Annotated in this window: 21 protein-coding genes and 1 other RNA gene; 12 read left to right on the plus strand and 10 right to left on the minus strand. The window is 61.6% G+C overall.

Annotated features, from left to right (window positions below; genetic code table 11):
- Positions 1-178: 178 nt before the first annotated feature.
- Entirely contained in the window at positions 179-1,453 is a 1,275-nt protein-coding gene (locus tag Pan44_RS25630; RefSeq protein ID WP_145034578.1) for a hypothetical protein, read from the minus strand.
- Positions 1,454-1,777: 324 nt separating this feature from the next.
- Between Pan44_RS25630 and Pan44_RS25635 the strand changes: the two genes are divergently transcribed.
- Complete coding sequence (locus Pan44_RS25635; protein ID WP_145034579.1) at positions 1,778-2,884, plus strand: SPFH domain-containing protein; 1,107 nt, start codon at positions 1,778-1,780, stop codon at positions 2,882-2,884.
- 92 nt (positions 2,885-2,976) lie between these two features.
- Here Pan44_RS25635 and Pan44_RS25640 read toward each other — a convergent pair whose 3' ends face one another.
- The gene (locus Pan44_RS25640) at positions 2,977-4,290 is read right to left on the minus strand and encodes a transposase (RefSeq protein WP_145034580.1); all 1,314 of its coding nucleotides are present in this window, start codon (positions 4,288-4,290) and stop codon (positions 2,977-2,979) included.
- 117 nt (positions 4,291-4,407) lie between these two features.
- On the opposite strand from Pan44_RS25640, the gene Pan44_RS25645 reads away from it, so the two are divergent.
- The gene (locus Pan44_RS25645) at positions 4,408-6,234 is read left to right on the plus strand and encodes a protein kinase domain-containing protein (RefSeq protein WP_197453657.1); all 1,827 of its coding nucleotides are present in this window, start codon (positions 4,408-4,410) and stop codon (positions 6,232-6,234) included.
- A gap of 495 nt (positions 6,235-6,729) precedes the next feature.
- Here Pan44_RS25645 and Pan44_RS25650 read toward each other — a convergent pair whose 3' ends face one another.
- Together Pan44_RS25650 and Pan44_RS28445 are read right to left on the minus strand one after the other, a co-directional pair.
- Entirely contained in the window at positions 6,730-7,371 is a 642-nt protein-coding gene (locus Pan44_RS25650) for an IS630 family transposase (RefSeq protein ID WP_145027933.1), read from the minus strand.
- Positions 7,319-7,669 carry an IS630 transposase-related protein gene (locus tag Pan44_RS28445; RefSeq protein ID WP_145027931.1) on the minus strand — a complete coding sequence of 117 codons (351 nt, stop codon included), beginning with the start codon at positions 7,667-7,669 and terminating at the stop codon, positions 7,319-7,321. The genes Pan44_RS25650 and Pan44_RS28445 overlap by 53 nt, the downstream gene beginning before the upstream one ends.
- A 188-nt stretch (positions 7,670-7,857) precedes the next feature.
- Here Pan44_RS28445 and Pan44_RS25660 point away from each other — a divergent pair, with 188 nt between their 5' ends.
- The 5 genes from Pan44_RS25660 to Pan44_RS25680 all read left to right on the plus strand — a co-directional run bounded on the left by Pan44_RS25660 (position 7,858) and on the right by Pan44_RS25680 (position 10,001).
- Entirely contained in the window at positions 7,858-8,127 is a 270-nt protein-coding gene (locus Pan44_RS25660; protein ID WP_145034582.1) for a hypothetical protein, read from the plus strand.
- Positions 8,124-8,828, plus strand: coding sequence for a site-specific DNA-methyltransferase (locus Pan44_RS25665; RefSeq protein ID WP_145034583.1), 705 nt, complete (start codon positions 8,124-8,126; stop codon positions 8,826-8,828). The genes Pan44_RS25660 and Pan44_RS25665 overlap by 4 nt, the downstream gene beginning before the upstream one ends.
- A complete protein-coding gene (locus Pan44_RS25670; protein ID WP_145034584.1) occupies positions 8,825-9,277 on the plus strand; it encodes a hypothetical protein in 453 nt (150 codons plus the stop codon). The genes Pan44_RS25665 and Pan44_RS25670 overlap by 4 nt, the downstream gene beginning before the upstream one ends.
- A gap of 180 nt (positions 9,278-9,457) precedes the next feature.
- On the plus strand, positions 9,458-9,718 hold the full coding sequence (locus Pan44_RS25675; protein WP_145034585.1) for a type II toxin-antitoxin system ParD family antitoxin: 261 nt from the start codon (positions 9,458-9,460) through the stop codon (positions 9,716-9,718).
- Entirely contained in the window at positions 9,711-10,001 is a 291-nt protein-coding gene (locus tag Pan44_RS25680; protein WP_145034586.1) for a type II toxin-antitoxin system RelE/ParE family toxin, read from the plus strand. Before Pan44_RS25675 ends, Pan44_RS25680 begins: the two co-directional genes overlap by 8 nt.
- Positions 10,002-10,035: 34 nt before the next feature.
- Here the strand turns inward: Pan44_RS25680 and Pan44_RS25685 are convergent, their stop codons facing one another.
- Complete coding sequence (locus Pan44_RS25685; protein ID WP_145034587.1) at positions 10,036-10,512, minus strand: type II toxin-antitoxin system VapC family toxin; 477 nt, start codon at positions 10,510-10,512, stop codon at positions 10,036-10,038.
- 29 nt (positions 10,513-10,541) lie between these two features.
- Entirely contained in the window at positions 10,542-10,799 is a 258-nt protein-coding gene (locus Pan44_RS25690; RefSeq protein ID WP_145034588.1) for a hypothetical protein, read from the minus strand.
- 298 nt (positions 10,800-11,097) lie between these two features.
- Here Pan44_RS25690 and Pan44_RS25695 point away from each other — a divergent pair.
- The 3 genes from Pan44_RS25695 (at position 11,098) to Pan44_RS25705 (ending at position 15,057) form a co-directional block, all read left to right on the plus strand.
- A protein-coding gene (locus Pan44_RS25695) for an IS3 family transposase (protein WP_145028447.1) occupies positions 11,098-12,278 on the plus strand; the annotation gives its coding sequence in 2 pieces (ribosomal slippage) (positions 11,098-11,362 and positions 11,362-12,278; 1,182 coding nt in all).
- A gap of 9 nt (positions 12,279-12,287) precedes the next feature.
- Entirely contained in the window at positions 12,288-13,109 is an 822-nt protein-coding gene (locus tag Pan44_RS25700; protein WP_261342594.1) for an AIPR family protein, read from the plus strand.
- Between the two features lie 847 nt (positions 13,110-13,956).
- On the plus strand, positions 13,957-15,057 hold the full coding sequence (locus Pan44_RS25705; protein ID WP_145034590.1) for a transposase: 1,101 nt from the start codon (positions 13,957-13,959) through the stop codon (positions 15,055-15,057).
- 131 nt (positions 15,058-15,188) lie between these two features.
- Here the strand turns inward: Pan44_RS25705 and Pan44_RS25710 are convergent, their stop codons facing one another.
- The 3 genes from Pan44_RS25710 to rnpB all read right to left on the minus strand — a co-directional run bounded on the left by Pan44_RS25710 (position 15,189) and on the right by rnpB (position 17,500).
- Positions 15,189-16,058, minus strand: a complete 870-nt coding sequence (locus tag Pan44_RS25710; RefSeq protein ID WP_145034591.1) for an HNH endonuclease — start codon at positions 16,056-16,058, stop codon at positions 15,189-15,191.
- Positions 16,059-16,402: 344 nt separating this feature from the next.
- Complete coding sequence (locus Pan44_RS25715; protein ID WP_145034592.1) at positions 16,403-16,708, minus strand: hypothetical protein; 306 nt, start codon at positions 16,706-16,708, stop codon at positions 16,403-16,405.
- A gap of 281 nt (positions 16,709-16,989) precedes the next feature.
- An RNA gene (rnpB, locus tag Pan44_RS25720) (RNase P RNA component class A) lies at positions 16,990-17,500 on the minus strand.
- 381 nt (positions 17,501-17,881) lie between these two features.
- Here rnpB and glgB point away from each other — a divergent pair.
- The gene (gene glgB / locus Pan44_RS25725) at positions 17,882-19,891 is read left to right on the plus strand and encodes a 1,4-alpha-glucan branching protein GlgB (RefSeq protein ID WP_145034593.1); all 2,010 of its coding nucleotides are present in this window, start codon (positions 17,882-17,884) and stop codon (positions 19,889-19,891) included.
- 65 nt (positions 19,892-19,956) lie between these two features.
- On the opposite strand, the gene Pan44_RS25730 is transcribed toward glgB, so the two are convergent.
- On the minus strand, positions 19,957-21,564 hold the full coding sequence (locus tag Pan44_RS25730) for an alginate export family protein (protein ID WP_145034594.1): 1,608 nt from the start codon (positions 21,562-21,564) through the stop codon (positions 19,957-19,959).
- Positions 21,565-21,817: 253 nt separating this feature from the next.
- Here Pan44_RS25730 and Pan44_RS25735 point away from each other — a divergent pair, with 253 nt between their 5' ends.
- Positions 21,818-22,768 (plus strand): DUF58 domain-containing protein, encoded by a 951-nt coding sequence (locus Pan44_RS25735; protein WP_145034595.1) that lies wholly within the window; start codon positions 21,818-21,820, stop codon positions 22,766-22,768.

The following is a 22,768-nucleotide window of genomic DNA, read 5'->3' on the forward strand; positions in this document are numbered from 1 at the left end:
CACAAACCGCGTCGCGTCATGAGCCATTGGCCCGCGCATCCCGCGGCAGCCTGCATTTCCGGGCCACAATCCGTCCTGCGGCCCCCGGCGGAATTCTAGGGGAGCCCCCGTCCTCCGCGAACATCAACCGGGCAATTTGCGGCGTTCAGGCGAAAAATGCACCACGAACCCAAAAGACTTACTCCACCTCACGCGTCGGCAGGACCGACTTCAGCCAGATCAGCGTCGGAGCCTCGTCATCGGGCCTCGCCACAACGTGAATGTCGATCTTGTCGAACGGATCCGGCCAGTTCACTCCCTCAAGCGGCTTGATCAGGATCGACGGACCGAACAGTTCAGGAGGGACCGGGAGATGCCCCTCGGGCAGGGCATAGTCCCTCAGCACCGACTCGAACCCGTACACCGGAACGTCGATGGACACATCGGGCTTCCGGAATTGGCAGGTTCCATCCCAGAACTTCCCGTCCCGGATCCCCGTCACTTCAAGTTCGATCGTCAGCAAGTCTGTGGGCGTCTTGATCGTCGTTTTCCATCGCCGTCCCGGCGACAGCAACTCCTTCAGCACTGCCAGCTGCCTGGCTTCGACCCCCTTGACCTCCTCCGCCATGGTCGCCTCGCTCGCAATCAACTCCTCATAAGGTCGCGACCATTCCCGCGCCGAGGCCCCGTAGTCCGCCGGATCAACGGCCATCAGCCCCTGAGGGAAATGCTCCCGCGTCACCGCAGATAAAGTCGGAGCCTTCTCCGGACGGATCTTCTTGACCGTGAACTGCCACTTCGGACCCGCCCTGCGGGCGACGATCGTTCCGCGCACGGGCCACTCCGAACCCGCCGGATGCGCCAGCTCCATCACCCAGTTCCGCGTCGCCCGCACCTCCGATTGCCGCCTCGCAAACTCCACTCGCCGGGCCGGTGGGAACGGGATCGTCAAGGACGACGCATCCGCCAGACGCTTCCGGTCCCAGCCGATCGCCTGCTGGAGCTTGTCAGCCGACACCAGTTTGAAGAGCCCCTCCGTCTGCTTCTGCACCGCCTCGAATTCGATCTCCACGTCCCCGCCGCGCTTCGGCGTCCGCTTGCCGACCGACACCTTCGTCACCTCCGCGGCGATGCGGCACCCGTCGCGATTGGCCTTCAGAACCGGCCGCGGCGTCGGCCGGAGAATCTCCTTCAGGTAGGCCTCGGACACCTTCATGCCATCCGTCAGCGCCGGCGGCTCCACGAGCGTCTCCTCCACAGCCCGCGCGAAATCCGGCATCGGCGGTGGAGTCGCCAGTTGACCCTGGAGAGAAGTTACCAGCCGCGTCCCCAGCGCCGATCGGACGAACGTTTCGACCTCCACATCGGAAACCTCGGCCGCCTCGTCAGGCGACTCCGTCTTCAGAGAGGTCCCACTGCATCCCGTCAGCATCAACAGGAAGGCCAGACCGATCCAGCGGGTCAGAAGCGTCATGTCGATCATCCGCCCGGTTAAGTCCAGAAGTCTTCACCGCTTCGTCCGCTTCACGCCCGCGCCTGCCCGTCAGTTCTCCTTATGCAATCGCAATTCCCGACGCCTGTCGAGCGATCCAGTTGTCCCGGCCAGAATCCGTTGATCCCCGCGGCCGCGATTTTCGTTCGAGTTCCACGGCGTCATTCCGCCGGCGACCGCGCCGGCGTACTATGGAGCCGCGGGAAACACCAGGGCGGGAACGCCGTCGCCCACGATGGGGCTCGCGGTCAAGAACGACATCACCGACCTCATCATCTGCTCGTCCACCTCACGGAGACCACCGTCATGGGTCTGTTCGACAAACTTCGCGGCGAATTGATCGACATCATCGAATGGGTCGATGATTCGCGCCACACCATCGCCTGGCGTTTCCCCCGCTACCAGAACGAAATCAAGAACGGAGCCCAGCTCATCGTCCGACCCGGACAGATGGCCGTCTTCGTCCACCGCGGCGAAATCGCCGACGCCTTCGAGCCCGGCCACTACGAGCTCAAAACCGACAACCTCCCGATCCTCTCCACCCTCCAGGGCTGGAAGTACGGCTTCAACAGCCCCTTCCGGGCCGAGGTCTACTTCGTCAGCACCCGGCAGATCACCGACCTCAAATGGGGCACCCCCAACCCCATCATGCTCCGCGACGCCGACTTCGGCCCCATCCGCCTGAGGGCCTTCGGCATCTACACCCTCAAGGCCGTTGACCCCAAGGTCCTCCTCAAGGAACTCGTCGGAACCGACCAGGCCTTCGAGTCCGATGAAATCACCGAGCTGCTCCGCGCCACGATCGCCACGTCGTTCGCTGAACTCATCGGCAAGTCGAAGATCAGCGCCCTCGACCTCGCGGCCAGCTACCGCGACCTCTCCGACCAGCTCCGCAAGCTGACCTGCGAAAAGGTCGACGACGAATACGGCCTCGACATCCCGCAGCTCAACATCGTCAATGTCTCCTTCCCCGAAGAAGTCGAAAAGGCCCTCGATACGAGGACCAGCATCGGCGTCGTCGGCGATATGAACCGCTACCAGCAGTACCAGTTCGGCAAAGCCATGGTTGATGCGGCCGGCAACCCCGCCGGCGGCGGAGCGGCCGAAGGCATGGGTATGGGCATGGGCTTCGCGATGGCCAACCGCATGGGCCAGACGATGGCCGGCGGAGGCGGCACCGCCGTCCCACCCCCACTCCCCACCCCCGCCTGGCACATCGCCGTCAACGGCGAAGCCAAAGGCCCCTTCACCGAACAACAACTCCTCCAGGCCGTCACCAGCGGCCAGTTGACAAGAACAACGGCCGTCTGGTCCCCCACCCTCGGCGCCTGGACGCCTGCAGGGCAAGTGGGACAGCTGGGTTACCTGTTTGGCCCGGCGACCCCGCCGCCACCACCGCCACCGGCGCCGTAAGACAAAGGCACGCATCCCAAGCCGACGCGACAGCGTCGGCTTTTTTGTTGTGAATCAGCGAGCAGGGTGCCATGCAACGCCGTCCACGATTTCTATGACGCATCGAGCAAGGCTTGCCCCTTGAGGCGGAGTTTTGGCGTCAGTTCGGTCATCCCAGGTGGACGAGTTGGCGGCTCGTGTTTCTGGTGTGGCCACGAACGAACGCGCTTCAAGCGTCGACGGCGGTATTGGTCACGCACTGCCTGACCCAACTGGTCACGCCATGTCAGCGGCTCCAAGAGCGATCGATCGAGCGCCAGACGCATCGCACGGCGCGTCACGTCTCGAGTCCGTGAAGGCGACCATTGTCGTGGGTCGTGATGACAACGCCGGAGCGACTTCAGGCTCAGGACCTGCAGGATCCACAGACCCAACAGCGACGCCGTATGCTCGGCCAGCACCGTCCGCGGCGTGCGGCTCAGCCATTCCCGACGATCGAACGTCTGCTTGATCGTCCTGTACGCGACCTCGATTCCCCACCGCCGACGGTAGATTTCCCGGGCCTGCCTGGCCGACAGAAGTGACGGCTCCAGAACATCCGTCAGCAGAAACACGGCCTTCTTGCCACGCCCCAGAAGAATCATTCGCAGAACGAGTGGCGGCTGGTCCCGGAACTTTGCCGGCCACAGCCAGACGATGTCTCCCTTGCGATGAATCAGCGCTCCCAGTTCCTGAACGAGCACTGTGAGATTCGCGCCCACGCGGAGCAGGAACGACACATTGGCCGCCTTGAGTCGTTGGCACAGTTCATAGCCCACGAAGCCGGCGTCCGCGGCGATCAGGCTCCCGGCCGGGAGCAAGTTGGCCATCTCCTCCAAGTGCCGTCGTTCGCTGGCGGTGCCGGGACCGATTCGGAAGTCCCACAGGGCGTTGAGTCCCAGGTGCAGCAGCATCGTGTGATACACCTGCGGAGCCGTGCGGATCTTGCCGGCACACTTGAGCCCCTGCTCGTTGGCCTTGGTTCGAGGTGACTCGAATCGGGAGCCGTCGGCGCCGAAGACCAGCCAGCCGGAGACGGTCCAGTTCCCGCGGGCCATGCGGCGAAGATGCGTCTGGAGGATCTCGCGGACTCTGGGAAACAGCAAGCCGACCCAGCGTGCCAGGGCTTCTGTGTAGCCGGTGTAGGACGTGGGGCAGGTCCAGCCCGGGAGCATACGAGACAGGAGTTCGCGAACGTTCTCAAAGCGACTGATGAGCGTCTTCGCGTCATGCCAGCTCATCAGCACCAGCGTCAGGAGCAACCGGCCGGGCGTCCATTGTGTGTTGCCGTGCACCGCCAGGTCCGCGAAGCGTGTCGGCGGACAGAGATCTTCAATTCCAGCCCTGAGCTGCTGCGCATATCCTGCGCGACATGGCCTCCGTGCCATGATCGAGTCTCCTGGGGAAAGGCGTTAGCACCCGTTCCCTACCGGAGACTCGATTTCTTTGCCAAGACGGAAGTTACGCCGAAAGCAGAATCGTGGACGGCGTTGGGTGCCACCTACATGGCTGTCGACCTCCAACACGACAACCGAGAGGTGGCCGTAAAAGCAATCGCCCACGGATCGGACACCACGGGTACAATAGCCAGTCTCTCATCCCAAGAGGCCGCCGTTCTACTCTCGCTACGGGCTTTGGATCTGGATCATGTTGTCACTTCGTTTGACTACCTTGTCACGCCGCACTTCTCATTACTGGTCATGACGTTCATCGACGGCGATCAGCTATCGCTGAAGTACAAGAACCGGCGGCCGCAACCTCACGCCGCCGCACTCCTGGTCGAAACACTTGCGAACGAAGTCCATCAGGTCCATGAACAAACGGGTGTAATCCACCGCGACATCTGCCCCAAGAATATCATCGCGATGGCTGGCGATTCTCCGCTACTAATTGATTCTGGCCTCGCGCGTCTTCGAGACTCATGGACAAATCGATTCACAGCGGCCCGCGACATGCCGGGAGCAGGCACACCCGGATATATGGCCCCAGAGCAAGTCGGCGGAGATGGCTCACGCCTCAGTGAATGTACCGACGTTTTCGGATTGGGAGCGACGCTGTTCTTTCTCGGTACCGGCCGCTCGCCGGGTTACGTCGCGGACGGCGGTTACCACAGTCGTGCCACAGACATCTTCGACAGTGCCTTCGACGACGAACTTGCACTTATTTGCTTCACGTCACTGTCTTCAAACACCTCGAAGCGATTTCCAACAGCTGCGGCCCTTGCAGAAAGGCTCGAGTCATGGCGCGGCCGAAGGTCAGCATCATTGTCCGTCCCAAGTCACGGCACGGAAGACTTTGGTTCCCGACTACAATCGGCCCCCGACGTCGTGGCGGTATCTGCCCTTTCCATCGCTGTGGCAGTTGCTTCCGCTTGTCTATTGGTTGCCACAAGCCGCTTGCCATTGGGGCTAGGTTCCGCGATTATCATCAACTCGCTTGCAGCAGCCTGCGCAGTTTCGGCGATGTTCTTCGCCCTCGTAGCAGTCTGCGACCAGGCATCGCGACGACGATGGGGCGTCGGCGTCGCGGATTTATTCGACAGCAAGTTCAGAGGTGTCGGAGGTCGTTTTCTGTCGGCCACGAGCTCGGTTCCGTGGCACGACTCCACCCGCGTACTCTTCTTCAGAGTTCCTGGAACCAACACACGCTCATCGCGATACATCTACGTCTCGACCGCGGTGACAGCGGTCGTCACCGGAATGCTCGTGGCGTCGTTCGAGATCGGCGGTCTGCGGCGCTTTGCAACGCCCGATAAGTACCTATCTACATTTCCATCAAATGGGTGGATGCTCGTATGGCTGCTCGCACTTGCGGCCGCGTGCGGCCCTGCTCATAAATCCACCGTACTCGTAGCTAAGGCCATCTCCCGAGTGCAACAACATCGCGTGGCCAGCAAGTGGTTCTGGCTCCTCGCGACCGCCGGATATGCCGCGTTCTGCGCGGCCGGCGCCATCGCAATCGCGCTCACAATAAGTGCGGTGTCAGTGTTGTCGGCTAAGTACCTTCTGCTATGGTGGCAGGGCGCTGCTCAACACGACGCTGTGATTGCCCTGCTGGAGCCGCTCGCTGCTGCCCAGATCGTCAGTTGCGTCGTCGCCGCAGTCGCATCTGCAACCGCATGTTTCGCGACGCTGGTGTGGCTATGGATTCACGAGTTTGCGTGGGAGATATACGACACGTGGGCAACCGTCTTAACTAAAGCTGGATTCAAAGGAAAACTGCGGCAGTATATGCTGTCCGTCGGTCAGTTTGTTGGGGCAGGAATTGTTGTGTATGACTCGCTCGGTAGCGTAAGCGCCATCGTCTATTATTTCTGGACGTATCAACAGTAAATAGCGAGCGTGAGAGGCAAGCCTTGTCAGTCGTGGGAAAGCGTGTGGTGCATTGCAGCAACTGCGTCCAGAAATGTGGCGTTGGTGAAGAACGCTTCACGTCGCTCGATCAAAGACGGGGAGTCCCCAAGACCGCGACGCTCTAAGCATGCTATCGCCTTTTCAACGTAGAACGACGCACTGCACGCATGAGAATGTTGCGCAGTGTAGTGTTCCACTTCTTGGCCAGAGACAGCCCCAGCCGTTGGTGTTGCGGATAGCTTGGAGACCAGGGCCGCTCCGGAGTTGAACTCCGAGTTTGTGATTCAACCTGTAAGCCAGCCATTGCATAGAGCGAACAGCATTATGCTGCTTTGGCGCGCGGCGGCAACTGTCGCGAGAGAGGCTGCTTCATACGGTCCTGTAAGCGTCCGATCCTTCATCAACAGATATTGTGGCATACCGCGGCCAGTTGCGCAAGCTTTGCTTGCCGCTTGGCGGCCGCCTAGAGCAACTTCATGATTCGTGTGCAGTGTATCCGCAGGAACGGATGTAGTTCAGGCATTCGCTCGGAGTGAACTCGTCCACCAGCACTCCGATCCGGTTCCAGAGTCCTTCTGTCGTCCGTTCAGCGCTCGTCCGCAAAAGCGTCTTGAACTTCGAGAACAACTTCTCGATCGGGTTGAGATCGGGTGAGTACGGCGGCAGGTAGTACACCTCAGCCCCGGCCTGTCGAATCGCGTCACCCACCGCGCTCTGCTTGTGGCTGCTGAGGTTGTCCATGACCACCAAGTCTCCCGGCTCCAGCGCCGGGATCAGGAACTGACGGACGTAAGCCAGAAAGCATTCCCCATCCATCGGGCCATCCAGCACCAGGGGAGCAATCACTCCGCTGGCCCTGAGCGCCGCTGCGAACGTCGTCGTTTTCCAATGCCCTTGAGGGACATGGTCCACGACCCGGCGTGATTTTGGTCCCCAGCCATAGCGTCGCGTCATCTTCGTGTCGGCCCCGGTTTCGTCGAAGAACACCAGACGGCGACAGGCTTTCGACTGCACCAGGATGTTCCACCAGCGGCGCTTCTGAGCCACATCCGGCCGCTGTTGTTCAGCAGCTTTGAGCACTTTTTTTGAGAGTGATTCCCCAGCGCCGAAGCGCATTCCACAGAGTGGTCGCGCAGCCCGGCAGACCGAGTTGGCGTTGCCTTTGGGCGAGCGTCAGGCCGGGGTCGTCCTGGACGCTTTTGAAAATCCGCTCCCGATGCGGTTCCAGAACGCACTCCGGGCCGACATCTCCCTGCCGGGGAGTGATCTGGCCAGTCTCTTTGCGAAGCGCGAGCCAGTTCCAGATGGTTCGTTCAGTGACCTGAAATCGCCGGGCGACTTCGGCCGGCGGAGAGCCGCGGTCGACTTCGGCCACGACACGTCGCCTCAAATCCATTGAGTAGGGGGTGGGCATGACTCTTCCTTGATTGAGCCAACCACTTGAGAAATCCTTTCCCCTATCATCCCTCTGAAAAGCAACTGTGGAAGTGCTCTAGTCGCGTTTAGTCTTTGTCGAGTTCCCGTCGACGTTGTCACTTTCGTTTGAGTTGCCCTGCCTGCACTGGGTGAGCAGGGCCAACCTCAAACGAAAGGACGAACCACATGGCAACCGCAATCCAGAACAAACCGATCGACACACTCCGCGAACGCGGCGGCGTCAAAGCCACGATCTGGAAGAATTCTTCCACCAAGGGCGACTTCTACAGCATCGAGATCGGCCGCACCTACAAGACCGACGAAGGCTATCGCGACTCCCGCAGCTTCAATGACAGCGATCTGCTCCTGATCGCCCGGCTGGCGACGAAAGTCCACGACCGTATCGGCGAACTCAAAGCCAAAGACGCCGCCGAGCGTCGGGCAGCCGCCGAATGATGCCGGGACGGCAATACGCCCTGCTGCCAGTGGCTCCGGTCACTGGCAGCAATGTCCCCGGCCTGACGAGCCTCTACTCGCGGGCCGGACGTGGGCCTTACGGCGACGCCCGCTATCGCGGCAACTGCAGCGGCTATCTGATCCGCGACCTATTGCGGTTCTACCGATCGACCACGGTCCTCGACCTGATGCGAGGCAGCGGAACCTGTGGCGACGCCTGCCGCGAACTGTCACTCCCCTACTTCGAGATGGACGTCAAGCACGGCCAGGACGCGGCTGATCCGGCCAGCTACGCCGGCTTGCCGATGATCGACTTTGCGTGGGCTCATCCACCTTATTGGCGGCAGATCGTTTACTCGGACGATCCCAGGTGTCTGTCGAATGCTCCGACGCGGGACGACTTCCTGGACCGGATGCAGACGATCCTGCGGCTGGCCAAGGGCGTTCTCACGCCTAACGGCAAGATCGCCGTTCTGATCGGGAACTACTCCGATCGCGGACGCTATCAGCCACTCTCACACCTGCTGGTCGAGCGGGCGATCCGGGAAGGCCTGTGGCTGGCGTGTACGGAGATCATCCGCTGGCAGCACGGCAACACCAGCTCACGAAAGCAGTACCGGTCCAGCTTCATTCCGGGACTGCACGACACCTGCCTGATCTTTGAATCACTCTCAACTCACGAAAGGAAACCTCAACCATGATTGTCGAAACCGATGATGCTCGTGCTGCCCAATTCTACGTCGTCCTGGACGAATACTGCCGACACAGCAGCAATGACGAAAACCTGATCGACCTCCTCGCTGACGCCATGTACTGGTGCTCCCGGTACGGACGCTCGTTCGACGCCGCGCTAGACGCCGCTCGCAGGAACTTCGACGCGGAAACGCTATCTCGCCCGGCTGGTCGAAGATCGGCGATGAGTGAGCCGCTCTTCAAGCTCGCGGAGATCGCATTGGATTTCGCGAACGAATACACAGAAGTGCTCGACTTCGAGGAATACGCCACGGTCAGCGAAATCGAAACGAAGATGCTGGCCTTCGGAAACCTGCTGGAGTCCAGCGACCGCGATGCGTTTCTGAAGGACGAATTGCGACAGGCGACGGAAACGCTGGCCTATCTGCGCCACCGGAAGAGCATCAAGCCTGGCTAAGGAGTGCCTTCACTTCTTGCGCCGCGGCTTCTGATCAAGGAGCTTTGAGCTGTCCCGCACCCCACCGCACGACCGCAGGCGATGTCCGCGACCGCGACCGTTGCAGGCTCCAGCAAGGGCGTTGCCTGAAATACCACAACGTGGTATTGTTGGGTATTGCGGGCCACGGAGGAGAACAGCATGTCCAAGAACACCAGCATCACCTTAGGCGATCATTTTGAGCAGTTCGTTGACCGTCAGATTGCCTCGGGGCGCTTTAGCAATGCCAGTGAGCTGATCCGCTCGGGATTGCGTCTGCTCGAAGAACAGGAGCAAAAGCGAGAAGCGCTCATCCAGGCGCTTCTTGTCGGAGAACGCAGCGGCGACGCCGGTGAGGTGGACTTCGCCCAGATCCGCCGAGCGGCACGCCGACAGGCAGGAATTCCCGCAACCGATGCGTAAACTGCTTCAGGACCGGGCGGCCGAACGCGACCTGATCGGGATCGCCACTTATACCTACAAGACTTGGGGCCCCCGGCAGACGGACCGCTATCTGGACTTGCTGGAAGAAGGGATTCGCAGGATCGCGCAGCATCCTGAGGCCGGCGAGCCGCGAGACGATCTGCTGCCCCACTACTGGTCAGTGCGAATTGAACATCACGTCGTCTTTTATACGTTCACCGACAGCGAGGTGCGGATTCGGCGAGTGCTTCACGAGATGATGGACCTCGGCCGTCATCTGTGAACCCCTGGTTTCACGAACCCCGAACTCTCCCGGATCAATCGCCCGATTCTGTTTGCTGGTCCGCCGCGACGTATTGCTGCGGCGTCTGGACCGAAATGCCTTCCGCTTCCAGATGCCGGAAATGCTTGTCGTTGAACGTCAGTAGCGACGTCACACCATGAGCCAGCATCGACGCCACGATGTTCAGATCGTGGACCGACTTTCCGCCGCCATACTTGCCATGCAGCCGGTCAAACTGCTCGTCGACCGCTGGAACGTCGGCGAGATAGCCGAACACATCCTGAAACTGGGCAATCAGCTCGCAAGTCTGCTGATTGGAAAGCCCCAGACCGTTCCTGCCCGGCCCGGTTCCCTTCGGCCGCTCCGCGACATCGAGGAATTCCCGTTTGATCTGCGGATTGAAGACGGGCAGATGCCCGGCCGCCTGAAGCTGACGCAAGGAGTCGACGGCTTCACCATGCTGGACGCTGTCCTGATCGGCAAAGCGGGCCAGCACGTTCGTGTCGATCATCACCTGCATCAGCCCTGCCCCTGCACCCTCTACAATCCGCGGTCGCTATAGATCGTCTCGCGGCTGTCGTCGAGAGCGCCGCCGGAACCGATCTTCATCCGCGACATCGTGCGGGTCAGGACGTCAAATTTCTTGAGTCGCACCATGGCCGGATCGATCGACTGGTCCTGGCCGATCCGCACCGGCGCAGTGGTCGCCTTCAACCATTCTTCAACGGTCAGCCCCCGCGCGCGGGCCTGCCGGTTCCAAGTTTCAAACGTCTCATCATCAATCTTCAAAATCACCATTTTCATATCTCCGTGGCCCATTTTATCACGGTTCGGCAAGGAGCGCAAAGATGCGGTGACGCACCTCCGACCGTCTCATTCTGGAAACCTCGTGTCCGGAATGACGTCCTTCCTCGCCCGCAGCGCTCGAAGCGGCGTTTTTCCGGGTTTCAGCTTCCGCCCAAGCCGGTCCGGTTGGACGTGTACCCTACTCCGGACGTTTCGCGGCCAAACCGTGTGACCTGCCCCCCTTCAACGGGTCCACAGTTCGGGTAAGTTGTGCCTCGAACGTGGACCTTCACCTGGAGGAGGCAAGGTCATGGCGAGGAAAAGGTTTGGCGCCGAGCAGATCATCCCGAAGCTCCGAGAAGCCGAGGTCGAGATCGCTCAGGGAGCCACGGTGGCAGCGGCGGCCAAGAAGATCGGTGTCACCGAGCAGACGTACTACCGCTGGAAGAAAGAGTACGGCGGTCTGAAGATGGACCAGGCGAAGCGGCTCAAGGAACTGGAGAAGGAGAACGCCCGCCTGAAGCGGCTCCTGGCCGACGCTGAGTTGGACAAGGCGATCCTGCGGGAGGCTGCCTCGGGAAACTTCTGAGCCCGGCGAAGCGGCGCCAGGCGGTGACCTACGTCCGCAATTCGCTGGGCCCGGAGAACATCTCAGAGCGTCGGGCCTGTCGTGTACTGGGCCAGTTCCGATCCACCCAACGCCGCCAGGCCCACGTTCCTGACGAAGAACCCCGCCTGATCCGGGACATGGTGGCCCTGGCCACTCAGTACGGTCGTTACGGCTATCGCCGGGTGACGGCCTTGCTCCGGAGGGATGGATGGAAGGTGAACCACAAGCGGGTCGAGCGTCTGTGGCGGCAGGAAGGCCTGAAGGTCCCCAAACGGCAGCCAAAACGAAAGCGACTGTGGTTCAACGATGGATCGTGTGTCCGGCTGCGGCCGGCGCATCGGGATCACGTCTGGAGCTACGACTTCGTGCAGACGAGGACGCACGACGGGAGGCCGGTCCGGATGCTGACGGTGATTGACGAGTTCACCCGGGAGTGCCTGGCGATCGATGTAGCCCGGAGACTGACCAGCGAGGACGTCTTGGAGCGTCTCAGCGATCTGTTCGTCCGGAGAGGTGTTCCGAGGCACATCCGGTCGGACAACGGCCCGGAGTTCACGGCCATCGCTGTTCAGGATTGGCTCAGGAGAGTTCGCGTGAAGACATTGTTTATCGAACCAGGCAGTCCTTGGGAGAACGGCTACGTGGAGTCGTTCAACGGCAAGCTCAGAGATGAGCTGCTTGAACGGGAAGTCTTTGAGACGTTGCTGGAGGCGAAGGTGCTGATCGAGCGCTGGCGTGTGGAATACAACACGATCAGGCCGCACAGCTCCTTGGGGTATCGTCCCCCGGCCCCGGAGGTGCGCCCGCTGCAGAGGCCTGCTTCCGCTGCGCTCCAGCAGGCCTCTGCAGCGGTTCCTTTGACAGGCGAGTCTTTAACTTAGAGGGTGGTAGTGTCCCCGGGGGCAAGTCATCTGGACACCGTTCGAGTACCAGCAAAGATCATCGTGCTGAGAAGTGTCGACGAGCCCACGGCCGAGACACTCATTTCGGAGATCTCACAGTTTGCGAATAGCCAGAACCCGGTAAAACAGTCTGATCTCGCAGCGAACCGTCCTCTACAAGTCGAGATCGAAAAACTTTCGATGACGACTTTCTGTCCCGACGGAGTGGGACGCTGGTACTACGAACGCGCCGCGGGCAGCTACCACACGATGCTTGCTCGCGAAGGCAATACCCCTGCCACTTTGAGGCGCCTTCGGACCGTGGTCGTGCCGCCTTCACGCAAAGTAACGAAAACTGACCTCGCAAAGGCGATCCAAGCATGGAGTGGTAAGCCGGACGTAGTTAGCTTGGGCGGGCAGAAAAACTTCGACCGCTTCATGGCGGAAGTCAACGATGGGCAAGACGCTTGCTTACCTTCGGCAGCCGACTACAAGGCCATGATCGCCAAGGTGATTCTTCTCAAGAGAACCACAGCGCTGCTTCGGCCCTTAATCAAGGACTCGCACAGCTTTGTTGCCACTTACCTGGTGTCGCTCATGGGGACACATTTGGCCACGGGCCTGGCCTTGGATCGAGTGTGGCAGCAGCAAGATATTTCGTCGGCACTGAGGGATCAGATTCTCGCTTGGGGGCCCGAAGTGAATCTGGTCATGCGCAACTCCGTAAACGGCCGCCAGATGTCTGAATGGGCGAAACGTCCTGAATGCTGGACTATCGTCAAGTCGGAGTTGTATTCGCCGTGTCGGAATGGAATTCCCGAACTAAAGTAAATGCCTTATCCGGGCAGCTACATTTTGACGAAGTGATCGCCACAGTCACAATTCCAAGGTGCTAGGACCGGCGCATATCATCTGATCGGGTGTTACTGAAGATGCGATTGGTACTGACACAGCCGCATCGGCAAGAGTAACGATCGCCGCTTTCGCATGGGTCGAAAGTCGCGGCCACGTCTCAACGAGCTGCAGCAGCTGTGAGTCTTGAGTGTGACGTTCGTTGTCAGACAACGACATCAAATGCGGATCATTCCTGCATCCTGGACTGCATCCAGATTCTGCGTTCTGCGGTAAGTCATTGACTGAAGCAGAGGTTGCGGAAATCGGTCCGGCGTCTACGGAACCGAAGGGATGAGGGCCAAGAGTGGATGGAAAATCTTCATCGCGGCGGTATGGTCGTAAACGGGTATCGTGGAACGTCCTTCCACATTCGTTGTACACCGCTTTGACCGGCCGCGATCGCTGCGAATGAGCACGCCGAGAGAGGGATAAGAATTCGCTCCGTAGCGACCCGTTAAGGTCGAGCGAAAGCGCAAGGTCACGCGCCTCTGATGACGGACAACTCGGCGTGGTGGAGGCCCGATTGAGCCGCCACTTGTCACACGGCTGTCACAGATCTTGTCACTAAATCCTTGTAATCCTTGGAAGCCCGCCAAAACTATAGAAACGGTAGAAGAGCCGGGTTCGTTGCCTGTGATAACGAAACGGCCTGTTTCTCAAGGGTTTCAACGGGTTTTCAGCAAAACCTGTGATTTCTGACCGACGGCCTACGGAACCGAAGGGCTGGCATGACGCGAAGACACTCGTCAGTCGCTTTGAGAACGTTCGCGAACTCCTGTCTCGTATGCTCCCGGGCTGGACCTGCCCCACGTCCTACACCGGCTACACAGAAGCCCTGGCACGCTGGGTCGGCCTGCTGTTTCCCAGAGTCCGCGAGATCCTCCAGACGCATCTTCGCCGCATGGCCCGCGGGAACTGGACCGTCTCCGGCTGGCTGGTCTTCGGCGCCGACGGCTCCCGATTCGAGTCACCTCGAACCAAGGCCAACGAGCAGGGGCTCAAGTGTGCCGGCAAGATCCGCACGGCTCCGCAGGTGTATCACACGATGCTGCTGCACCTGGGACTCAACGCCCTGTGGGACTTCCGAATCGGTCCCGGCACCGCCAGCGAACGACGGCACTTGGAGGAGATGGCCAACTTGCTCCCGGCCGGGAGCCTGATCGCCGCGGACGCCGGCTTCGTGGGCTATGAACTGTGCCAACGACTCAAGGCGGCCAATGTGTCGTTCCTGCTCCGCGTGGGCGCGAATCTCACAGTGCTCGTTCAGGAACTGGGAGCGCTGATTCATCGCAAGGGAGACATCGTCTGGCTGTGGCCGGCAAAGTTCCGGGACCAGCCGCCACTCGTTCTGCGAATGATTCTTCTGGGGCGTGGCAAGAAGGCCGTGTTTCTGCTGACGGATGTTCTGGAGCCGTCACTTCTGTCGGCCAGGCAGGCCCGGGAAATCTACCGTCGGCGGTGGGGAATCGAGGTCGCGTACAGGACGATCAAGCAGACGTTCGATCGTCGGGAATGGCTGAGCCGCACGCCGCGGACGGTGCTGGCCGAGCATACGGCGTCGCTGTTGGGTCTGTGGATCCTGCAGGTCCTGAGCCTGAAGTCGCTCCGGCGTTGTCATCACGACCCACGACAATGGTCGCCTTCACGGACTCGAGACGTGACGCGCCGTGCGATGCGTCTGGCGCTCGATCGATCGCTCTTGGAGCCGCTGACATGGCGTGACCAGTTGGGTCAGGCAGTGCGTGACCAATACCGCCGTCGACGCTTGAAGCGCGTTCGTTCGTGGCCACACCAGAAACACGAGCCGCCAACTCGTCCACCTGGGATGACCGAACTGACGCCAAAACTCCGCCTCAAGGGGCAAGCCTTGCTCGATGCGTCATAGAAATCGTGGACGGCGTTGGGTGCCATGCTGACGTCGCGGAGCAGCGTGAGCTTATGAGTTCAGTTTGGCGTTCTCGCTTTCTTCCGGGTGAGCGAAAGGGAGTTTTCAATCACGACCGTCCGCGACCATGGTCAGCCTCGAAATATTCTCTCTTGATGAAAATTCAACGCAGCGCGGTCCGGCGGGAGGCGGCGGGGTGGGAGTAGGGGTTGGCCGTGGGCTTCGAGGAGGGAGGTGGGGAGGCGGGCTTCTTTGGCGTTTTTTTGCAGCCGGTTGGAGACGACGACGCGGAGGTCGTTATCGATGGTGATGAGGCCGCGGTCGAAGGCGGCGTCAAAGAGAGCGTTCAGGCAGAGGCCGTTGGTGGGGTCGGCGCGGCGGGCGGGGTGTGTGCTCCAGGGGAGGATGTGGCTGGCGCGGAGGAGTTTGGGTTCCTTGAGGCCGGTGATGGCGCAGGTGGCGTCGTATGAGACGAGGACGGCGCGGCGGAAGAAGGTTTGGACGCGGCGGGCGCGGATGAGCTGGAGGGCTTCGGTGGGGCCGGTTGGGGGTTGGAGGTCGGGTGCGGTCTCACGGTCGCGGTCCGTGGGCTTTGATTCTGTGCCCGGGGGTTGATCTGGGCCCTCATCCGGCCTGCGGCCACCTTCTCCCCGGTGGGGGTTGGGATCGGGGGTGGGAGCGGTTTGCGGGGAGAAGGATTGAAGTGTGAGTTGTTCGTGGAGGGTTTCGGATTCGTTGGCGATGGATTCGGAGTTGGTCTGGAATTCGGCCCAGAGGTTGCGGTCGGCCTGGCTGGCGCCGGTGAGGCCCTTGCGGCCGGTGGAGGTGATGGAGGGGTCGAGGCTGGCGAAGTTGAGGGCCTTCATCGCGACGGCGCTCGGTGTGCGGCCGATGAGGGCAGCGAGCGATTTGATTTCGGCGTTTCTCGAATCGAGCTTGCCGTAGGGGAGTGAGAGGTAGAGGCGGAGGACGGCGAGGAGTTGGTCGCGGGTCCAGTGCATGTGCGGGGGGCGCGCTTCGCTGGCGGGGCGCGGCTCACGGGAGTGATCGTGGGGTTGGGCGGTTCAGAGACAGGAATCTCTGTGCCGCTGTGTGGGTCGAGCGTAGGTTGCGAATGTGCTTGTCGCAATTCGTCCGCGCAGGTTGGGCTTTCCTGTGGTTTGTCCTCCAGCTGCGAATGGCCGGAGGCTAGGCCATTGTCATGCCTCCTGTGCAGGCGATTGAACGGTTCTCGATTCGCGTTTGTCCATTCATCGCCTGCGGAACCCGGAATACCAACATTGAAGATGCTGTAGCGCCTGCCGCTCACTTCTTATGCCAGGTCTCGGCCGCGCCGCATCAGTTTTCATTCCTCCGGGTCGGCCGGGCGGCGGTTCCACCAGCCGAGGAGTTTTCCGGTCCAGGTTCCCGGGAAGGTGAGCCGCATCCGCAGCGATTGGTGCCGGGCGTACGATTCGGCCGTTTCGCGGCTTGTGTAGACGTGGAACTCGTCACCGCCGCGGGGTTCCCAGGACCATCCGGTCCAGTGATGCGAATAGATCGGCAGGCCGGTTTCGTCGGCCGGGCCGGGGTCGATGTTGCAGACGATCATCCAGGAGGGGAGTGACGTTTTTCGGTCGAGGATGTGGATGCAGTCTCGTGGCCTGGCCATGAATCGTTGCCCGCGCGAGATAGTGAGCCGGTGGCCGCGTTGAGGCCGGGTGTCCGGGACGGAATCCCACTTTTGCGAGGCGGATTCGTCAAGGGGAGTGATGGGGCGGGAGCGGCGGCGTTCGTGGTTTGCGGGGACCGGCGGCTAGCGCCTGGCCGCTCACTTTGGGTGGGGCCTGGCTGGGATACGGGGATTGAATGATGCTGATGGGGAACTGCTGGCGGTTGGGCACGGACCGGCGGCTAGCGCCTGGCCGCTCACTTTGGGGGGGGATGGAAAATGACCGGAGTGGGCCTATAAGCCGGGTTCTGTCTGGAGCGTCCATTTCTCTGGGACGTGAGTTGCCTCAGCGCCTCGATGCGACACACCCGGGTGTCAAACGGAGCGAACAGCTCCTCCACCCTGCTTGGTCTTGCTCCCGGTGGGGTTTGCCGTGCCGGTTCTGTCGCCAGAACCGCGGTGCGCTCTTACCGCACCGTTTCACCCTTACCTGATCTCACCGGCAACGCGGCGAGTTGACTGGAGTGCCACGGGCGTATCGGCCGTGCCGCGTGCCGGGGCGTTTTCCGCGCCCGCACGGGTCACAGAGCCGTGGCACGTGTTTCCGTTCTCAACTCGACGTGTTGCCGATGAGCCATCGGCGGTTTGTTTTCTGTGGCACTTTCCCGGTCCTCGCGGACGGTGGACGTTATCCACCACCGTGTTCTGTGGAGCCCGGACTTTCCTCCCCGGCGGATCGCATCGCAGCCGAAGCCGCAACACGCCCGCCGCAGCGGACGCTCGGCCCACTCCGGTCGAACCCGATTGTACGGGGAAGCGGGGCGGGGAGAACCATCGGGGAGGCGGTGGATGGTTCGATTGCGGGGATGGCTCGGCGGGGGGGCGATCGAGGTTGGGGGTTGAATCGTTCGGCCGACCGGCGGCTAGCGCCTTGCCGCTCACGATTGCCGCTTGTGATTGCCTATTTTTCCACGTTGAAAAACGCCCGTTGTTGACCTGCGGGGGGGGAAGTACGATCCGGGCGGCGGTCTCCTTGATTCGGGACGACAGCGAGCCGGGAACATGCCCATGTTTCCGGGTCGTCCGTTTTATTGGCCGTCGTTGTCATGGACGACCTGGTCGGTTCGCGCTGAGTGCTCGGCGTGTTCCAAGGATGTTTCCCCGCGACCCCTCATGCCCGCCACGACGATCGCTGCACGTCCGCTTTCGGCATCTTCCCAGGCCTTCGTCGTCCGAACGAACCAATGGGCGGATGCTTCGCAGGCGCAGGCTCTCTCTCACGGCGTTAATTGCACGATGTATCACACCCAAGGCGCACACCCTGCAGTCCACGAAGGCCGTTCCGGCACGTGGTTTTCCGTCTGGGCTCCGAACGCGCGGGAAGTCTGCGTCGTCGGCGACTTCAACTACTGGCAGCACGGCGCGTTTTACCTGAATTCCAGCGACTCGGGCGTGTGGTGGGGGTTCATTCCGGGCGTCAGCGCGGGAGCTCACTACAAGTACAGCATCCGCACGCAGTGGGGGACGCTGATCGAGAAGTCGGATCCGTACGCCTTCGCGGCGGAGATTCCTCCGAAGACGGCCAGCATCGTGGCCGACCTCTCGAACTTCGAGTGGAACGACCAGGAGTGGATGACGAAGCGGCGCGAGACCGACTGGTTTTCGAAGCCGATTTCGATCTACGAAGTGCATCTCGGGAGCTGGAAGAGGCCGTGGGACAAGCGGCGGTACCACACGTACGCCGAGCTGGCGGAGATGCTGATCGAGCACATGCACGACATGGGCTTCACGCATCTGCAGCTGATGCCGATCACGGAGTTTCCATTTGACGGCTCGTGGGGTTATCAGCCGACGGGCTATTTCGCTCCGACCAGCCGGTTCGGAACTCCGAAAGACTTCCAGTTGTTCATTGATGCGCTGCACCGGGCGGATATTTCGGTGCTGGTCGACTGGGTTCCGGGACACTTCCCGACGGATGCGCACGGGCTGGGCCGGTTCGACGGCACGGCGCTGTATGAGCATGAAGATCCGCGGATGGGGTTCCATCCGGACTGGAACACCTACATTTTCAATTACGGGCGGAATGAAGTCCGCAGCTTCCTGCTGTCGAGCGCGCGGTTCTGGTGCGACCAGTACCACATCGACGGGCTGCGCGTGGATGCGGTCGCCTCGATGCTGTACCTCGACTACTCCCGCAACAGCGGCGAGTGGATTCCGAACCCCTTTGGCGGGCGCGAGAATCTCGAGGCGATCCAGTTCCTGAAGGACATGAACACGTCGCTGCATGGCGAGTTCCCGGGCATCCTGACGATCGCCGAGGAATCGACTGCCTGGCCGGGCGTTTCGCGGCCTGTGTACGACGGGGGCCTGGGATTCAGCGCCAAGTGGGACATGGGCTGGATGAACGACACGCTGCGCTACCTGCGACGTGATCCGATCTATCGTTCCCATCACCAGAACGAGCTGTCGTTCCGGATGGTGTATGCGTTCACCGAGAACTTCATCATGCCGCTGTCGCACGATGAAGTGGTGCATGGCAAGGGGTCGCTGCTGTCGCAGATGCCGGGGGATGAATGGCAGAAGTTCGCCAACCTGCGGCTGATGTTCGGATACCAGTCGACGATTCCGGGGAAGACGCTGATCTTCATGGGTGACGAGATCGCCCAGCCGCAGGAATGGAATCACGATTCGCAGATCGACTGGCCGCTGCTGGAGAAGCCGCGTCACGCCGGAATGCAGGCGTATGTTCGCGACCTCAACAAGTTCGTGGCGGCGCATCCGGCGCTGCACGAGCGTGATTTCACGAGCGACGGTTTTGAGTGGATCAGCGGCGACGACGCGGCCAACTGCGTTTATGCGTGGTGCCGGTTCTCGGCCGACCGCAGTGAGACGCTGGTCATTGTCCTGAACATGACTCCGGTTCCGCGTCACAACTACGGGATCGGCGTTCCGGAACTGGGCTACTACCGGGAAGTGTTCAACAGCGACGCCAAGCGGTATGGCGGCGGGGACGTCGGCAACGCCGGCGGAGTCGAGAGCCTTCCGGTTCCCTCTCATGGGCGGGCACAGAGCATCAGCATCACGCTGGCTCCGCTGAGCCTGACGATCTTCAAGGTTGAGCCTTCGAAGACGCCGATGAAGCCCGCTGCTCCGGCGAAGGCGGGACCGGTTTCGAAGAAGTAGGGAAGGTGGTCCCCCGGGCGCATTCCGGGGGCTTTGGGTGTGAGCAATTCACGCTGCTGCCGGGCTCAGTACCGCAATGACGTCTGCACGTAGAACTGGCTGGCGTCGTCACGGGGGACGGTGCGTTCGATGAACTCGCCATACCAGAACCAGGAATACCCCATCTGGATGTCGAGGTTCGCGTTGAACGCGTAGTAGCCGTAGACATCGAGCGCATCGCCGACGTCGGTCCCGTTGTTCGGGGTTCCGAACGGTGCTCCGGCGACGTTGTAGACGACGTCATCGTCGCTCGCGAGACGGAACTTGTGATACGCCCCGACGAGGGACGACTTCGCAGTCGGCTTCACTTCGAGCTGGGCGCAGAGGTCGATCAGGTTCTGTCCGGAGAGGTTATCGCTGAGCGCCCAGTAGGCATGTCCGAGCGGAAACAGCACGTCGAAGGTGTTGGTCTGGCCGTCGGAGCGGTCGACGTCGCCTGAGCCGAAGTAGGCGAGGCCGCTCAGTCGTGGCGTCCAGAGAGCCTTCTTCCAGGTGTGTCCGGCCACCGCGGTGATGAATCCGGCGTTCACGCGTTCTCCGTCATCGTCGCCGAACTGGTAGGCGCCTTCGACGTCGAAGTCCCAGACCCGTTCCTGTTCGATCGGCACGAGCCAGGAATAGCGCGATCCGAGTGTATGCCGCCGCCCGTCTGCCCGTCCGGCGACGGGTTCGGTGTTGTTGAGCCACAGCCAGTAGAGGTCGAGGTTGGCGTTCTCGATGCCGGTGTAGGTGAAGTACGTGCCGCTGAACCACACATCGCGGTTCGCCTTGTCGAACTTGTTGTCGAACTCGAAGACGTTGCGATAGCCGGTGGCCGAGTTGACCGGGTTGACGGCAAAGGCGTCGAACTTCCAGTCCTTGTCTTTCACCATGTAGCGGAAGCCCTCGAAGTTGCGGCGGGTGTTGGCCCAGTCGAGGGGGGACACGAGTCGCTGCCGGCCGAAGAGGAGCTCCTGGCGGCCGTAGCGGAGGGTGTGCGAGCCGGTGTCTGTGTCGAAGAGATGGACGTCGACAAACGCGTTGAGGAGGTCCCAGCGGTTGACGTCGGTGGGCTGGATTGGGAGGTCTTCGCCCCAGCTGTCGGCGTTGATGCCTTCGACATAGAAGCGGAACGTGTCGCCCGCCTTGAGGTCGACATAGTGACGCCAGCGGAGAAGGTTGTAGGTGTCGTGTCCGGGGCCGCCGGGCTGCAGGCGGTTGTCCTGGTTCATGTAGCGATGGCGGAGTTCGCCGCCGGTCGAGAAGACGAAGTCGGTGTCGAACAACTCAAACTTCATCAGCTTGGCTTCTTCGCCAAGGATGTCTGGTTCGCCGGGTTTGTCCTTCGACGAGAAGTCGTTGTCGAAGAACAGGGGCTTGTAGGGCCCGGTCGGCGGCAGCACCTTGGGGCCGGGGAATGCGGGAGGCGTTTTCTTCGGCGGCGCTTTCGCGGGCGACTTTTTCACCGGAGCCGCGGGAACGGGGGCGGACTCGGGCGAAGCGGTGGGGAGCGGCGCCGGCCGGGTGACGGCGTCGTCATCGACGGGGACCGCGGTTGCAGACGGCGGTTCGTCTCCCCGCGCGTCGCGGACCTGCGCGGCGGAGGTCGCGACGAACGTCCACACGAGTACGGAGAGTTTCCAGCGGCAATCCATGCCTGGCGTCCCTGCGGGGTGAGTCGTCCGGAACGCTTTACGCGATCACGGCGACTCTCGACCTTGCCAGAGTCGATGCGCAGCCCTGGCTTACCGGAAGAGATCGGCCGCCATCGGTGCCAGTGGTCCGCCTGAAGTCTGCGGTTCTCGCCAGGGCTTCGGGAACCCGAAGTCCGCCGTCGGCATTTTCGCTACAATCGAACCCACCAAGCCCGGCTGCACTTCGAGGTCCCGGCCGCGATCCCTCCTTCCGATGTCCGCAAGCAATCCCGGCGACCTCCAGTTCAAATACCTCCAGGTCGGCGACCTCCGGCGGCTGGAGCAGATGCTGTTCGCTCCCCGGCGCACCGTCGAGGGGCGCTTTTCGGGGCACTATGCGACCCGCCAGCGCGGGCAGAGCGTCGAGTTTCGCGACTACCGCCCTTATTTTCCCGGGGACGAAGTGGGGGCGATCGACTGGCGGGTGTACGGGCGGACGGATCGGCTGGTCATCAAGCTCTTCGAGCAGCAGAGCGAACTGACTGTTCACCTGCTGATCGACGCCAGCGGCAGCATGGACTTTCGCGGCGCGAGTCCCGGCTCAAAGGCCGACAGCAAGTTCGACTACGCCTGCCGGCTCGCGGCCGCCATCGGGTTTCTGATCTCGAAGCAGCATGACCGCTTTTCGTTCTCGATGTGTCAGCGTCGAGTCGGGAGCGACGTTTCGCCATTGCGGTACTTCTTCCCGCCCGACCGCAGCGTGCGGCATCTGATGGGCGTGCTGGAAGGGATGGAAACCGCCCGGCCGCGAGGCGAGTCGGCCCTGTCGGACGCTCTGCACGAACTGGCCCGTCGTGGAAAGCGGCGTGAGCTGGTGATCCTCTTCAGCGATCTCCTCGGTGATCCGGACGAGGTCGCGGCCGCACTGTCGAGCCGGGTGCAATTCGGCGGAGAAGCGGTAGTGATGCACATCCTGCATCCGGACGAGATCGAGCTGCCTGATGTCGACCGCGGGATCTTTATCGATAGCGAGACCGGCTCGAAGGTCCGCGTCGACGTCCCCGAGATTCGCGACGCCTATCACGCGAAGATGCGGGAATTCCTCGAGGGCTGGGAAGCCCGCTGCACGGCGATGGGCATCGACTACTGCCGAATGGAGACGTCGGAACCGTACTGGCAGGCGCTGGAGCGATATCTCGTCGGCCGTGCGGCGGTCGGTCGCTGA

Source organism: Caulifigura coniformis (assembly GCF_007745175.1).
GTDB classification, from domain to species: Bacteria; Planctomycetota; Planctomycetia; order Planctomycetales; family Planctomycetaceae; genus Caulifigura; species Caulifigura coniformis.